Annotated in this window: 3 protein-coding genes; all 3 read right to left on the bottom strand. The window is 58.8% G+C overall.

Annotation, left to right across the window (positions count from 1 at the left end; genetic code table 11):
- A partial coding sequence (locus P7F28_RS06520; RefSeq protein ID WP_277183677.1) for an efflux RND transporter permease subunit occupies positions 1 to 2,431 on the bottom strand: 2,431 nt, incomplete at its 3' end.
- Complete coding sequence (locus tag P7F28_RS06525; RefSeq protein WP_277183678.1) at positions 2,428 to 3,606, bottom strand: efflux RND transporter periplasmic adaptor subunit; 1,179 nt, start codon at positions 3,604 to 3,606, stop codon at positions 2,428 to 2,430. The genes P7F28_RS06525 and P7F28_RS06520, both read right to left, overlap by 4 nt.
- A gap of 12 nt (positions 3,607 to 3,618) precedes the next feature.
- A partial coding sequence (locus P7F28_RS06530; RefSeq protein ID WP_277183679.1) for a TolC family protein occupies positions 3,619 to 3,841 on the bottom strand: 223 nt, incomplete at its 5' end.

Here is a 3,841-nt window from a genome sequence, read left to right on the forward strand (position 1 = left end):
ACGAGATCGTCACCGAAGGGAATAGCCCCTGGTGGTTGATCGATATCGGAGAAACCGCGTCTTCTACCTTTGCCAGCGTGCTCAACGGCACGAGTTGATTCGTGAGCGGTGAACGCACATAGAGATGCGTGAGTGCGTCGGTCGTCAGTTGATAATGCGGATCGACTTCTTCGATCACGTGATATTGATTCAACTGCGTGAACATGGTCGCGACCTGACGTTGGCCAAAGGCATCGTAGAGCGTGTCATCGATAGCCTGTGCGGTGATGCCGAAGCGCGATGCAGTGCTGCGATCGATCACGAGCGTGGCGCTCGTCGCCGACGCCTGCTGATCCGACGTGACATCGGCAAGTTCAGGCAGCGTGCCGAGTTTCTTCGTCAGAACCTGCGCCCAATGATTCAACTGCGCGATATCGGGACTTTGCAGCGTGTATTGATACTGCGCCGCGCTGATCCGTCCGCCAACTTGAATGTCCTGCCGCACCTGCATCGACAAGGATACGCCAACGACCTTTGCGACTTGCGGTTTCAAGCGCGCGATCACTTCGCCAGCATTTGCCGTGCGCGCGCCGAAGGGCTTCAGGTTGATCATCATGCGGCCCTGACTGACGGTCGGATTCGGGCCGATCCAGTAATACACGTTATCGACAGCCGGATCGGCCTCGATAACATGGCCGAGTTGCTGCATTTTCGCGGACATGGAACGCGGTGAAATATCCGGTGCGGCTTGTGCGATGCCCATGATCAATCCCGAGTCTTCCTGCGGGAAAAATCCCTTCGGAATCCACATGAATAAGAATCCCGTCGCGACGATCGTTCCGATGGTCACGCCGAGCATGATCTTCTGATGCCGCAACACACGATCCAGCCCGCGCTCATACGCACGCTCCATCGCAACGAAGCCTCGCTCCAGCCAGCGCTCGAAGCCCGCGAGCCGTCCGCGATCGCTGCCGGGTGGGGCGATCAGCCAGCCGCACAGCATCGGTGTAACCGTTAGCGAAACGAACGCCGACATGACGATGGCCGCGCTTACCGTCACCGCGAATTCGCGAAACAGGCGTCCGACAATGCCGCCCATCAGCAAAATGGGGATAAAAACTGCGATCAGCGAGATGGTCATCGAAATGATGGTGAAACGCACTTCGCGTGCGCCAAGCAACGCGGCGCGCATCTTCGGGACGCCTTCCTCGATATGCCGCATGACGTTTTCGATTACCACGATCGCGTCGTCCACCACGAAGCCGACAGCGATAGTCAGTCCCATCAGCGAAAGATTGTCGAGGCTGTAGCCGAGCACGTACATGACGCCGAAGGTGGCGACGAGTGAGAGCGGAATCGTGAGACTGGGGATGACGGTGGCCCACACGTTGCGCAAAAACGAGAAGATCACCATGACTACCAGTGCGATGGTGAGCAGCAGCGTGAACTGCACGTCACGCACGGAAGCGTCGATGGTCTGCGTGCGATCGCCCACGACATGCAGAATAGCGGCGGCGGGCAAGGAGGCTTGAATTGAAGGCAGTTTTGCTTTGATATTGGAGATAGTCTGTACTACGTTGTATCCGGGTTGCTTGTGGATATCGAGAATAATGGCGCGATCCTGCTGAAGCCACGCGGACTGCAAAGTGTCTTCGGGTGCGTCCAGCACGGTGCCGAGATCCTGCACGCGGATGGGTGCGCCGTTCTTGTAGGCAACCACGAGATTGCGATACGCGTCCGGCGTAGTGATCTGATCCGTCGCGTTGAAAATGACCGAGCGGTCCGGTCCGTTAAGGCTGCCCTTGGGCGCATTGACGGTCTGCACGCCGACAATCGAGCGCACGTCTTCGAGCGTGAGTCCGCGCGCCGTAAGCTTGTCGGGATCGAGGCGGATACGCACGGCGGGGCGCTGTTGCCCATGAAAATCGACGAGGCCGACGCCGGGCATCTGCGAAATCTGCTGCGCAATATAGTTCTCGGCGTAGTCGTCTAGTTGCGTGAGCGTCAGCGATGAAGACGTGAGCGCGAGCGAGAGAATCGTGAAGTCGGCGGGATTCACTTTCTCGTACGTTGGCGGGTTCGGCAGGTTTTTCGGCAACTGGCCGCCTGCGGCATTGATCGCGGTTTGCACGTCTTGCGCCGCGCCGTTAATATCGCGCGATAAGTCGAATTGAACCGTAATGTTCGTAGTACCAAGCGAACTGGACGAGGTCATTTGCGTGATGCCCGCGATGTTCGTCAACTGTCGTTCGATTGGCGTTGCAACGGACGTCGCCATAGTTTCGGCACTTGCGCCAGGCAGTTTCGCGACGATTTGAATGGTCGGGAAATCGACTTGCGGCAGCGGCGCAACCGGCAAGAGAAAGTACGCGACCGCGCCTGCAAGCAAGACGGCAATTGCAAGAAACGTCGTGGCAATGCGCCTTTCGATAAAGCGTTCGATCAGACTCATGACGATGCTCCCGGCGCTTCAGGCGTCGCAGGCACGATGCTCGACGTTACATGCGTACCGGGATTCAATCGGCTTTGACCATCGAACACGATGAGTTCTTTCGGCTCGATACCGCTCGTCACTTCGGTCATGCCATCGACGTTTGCCCCTGTTTTTACAGGCCTCAAATGCACTTGCCCATTTGCCGATACCACGAACACCTGCGTGCCGTTCTGCGTATTCACGATCGCACGACTCGGCACAGCGATGCGCGCGCGATCCGTGCGCGTAAGCACGCTTGCATTGACGAGTTCACCGGGCCACAGCTCGCGGTCCTTGTTCGCGAACGATGCTTTGAGTTTGATTTGGCCCGTGGTGGGATCGACTGTACTATCGATGAAAACAAGTTGCCCTTCCGCCAGCGATGCACTGCCCGAGCGCGTGGTCACATGCACCGGCAAAGGCGCGTTCTGCTGATTCGCGAGCAGTTCGGGCAGGACGTCCTGCGGCACAGAAAACACCACGGTAATAGGCTCCATTTGCGTAATCGTGACGATGCCCGTGGTGTCCGACGGATGCACGATCGCGCCGATATCGGCTTCACGCATGCCGGCGCGGCCATCGAAGGGCGCATACAAGGTCGTGAAGCCGAGTTGCAGCCGATCGCTCTGCACCGAAGCCGCGTCCGCTGCAACAGAAGCCGCAAAGGACGCAACCTGCGCCTTCGCCGCATCCACACTCTGCGAGGTCGCCGCGCCAATGCCGACGAGTTTCGAATAGCGCGCGAGGTCCAGCCGCGCATTGTCGAGACTCGCCTGATCCTTGCGTTGCGCGGCTTCGGCCTGCTGCAAGAGCGCCCTAAGTGGTCCCTGATCGAGTTGTGCGAGAACCTGTCCCGCCTTGACGTCCTGTCCTTCGACAAACGCGATGCGTTGCAGTTGACCATCCACGCGGACTTTCACATCGACCGTATTCAATGCAAGCACGGAGCCTGTGGCAGAGACGCGAATAGGGAAATCCTGCGTCACCGGATGTCCTGCGTTGACGGGCACAATTGCGATTGCCGTTGCCGTGGTGTGCTTCGGCCACAAGCGCCAGCCGATAAATGCAACGATGACCAACAGCACAGCAATCAGCGCGAAGCGGCCGCGCCTGTCACGCGGTGCATGCCCGCGCGGGATATCGTCGAGTTTCATAGTCGATGGAATTCAGCGTGAAGTGTCGGATGCATTGGCTATTTCGATGCCGCCGCCGAAAGCGCGAAAGAGGCTCACCGAGGCTTGCAATCTCGCCAGACGCGCCTGAATCAGCGTGTCTTCGGCCTGGTAGCGCGTGCGCTGTGCATCGAGCACGGTAAGGAAATCGACCGTGCCCATGCGGTATTGCGCTTCGGCAAGCGTGGCGGCTTTGGCAGCGGCGTCTGCTGCGGCT

The sequence above is a fragment of the Caballeronia sp. BR00000012568055 genome (assembly GCF_029439455.1).
Lineage (GTDB): Bacteria > Pseudomonadota > Gammaproteobacteria > Burkholderiales > Burkholderiaceae > Caballeronia.

Coding starts and splice junctions, on each gene's coding strand:
- P7F28_RS06525 (WP_277183678.1), bottom strand. CDS start 3,606: ATGAAACTCGACGATATCCCGCGCGGGCATGCACCGCGTGACAGGCGC.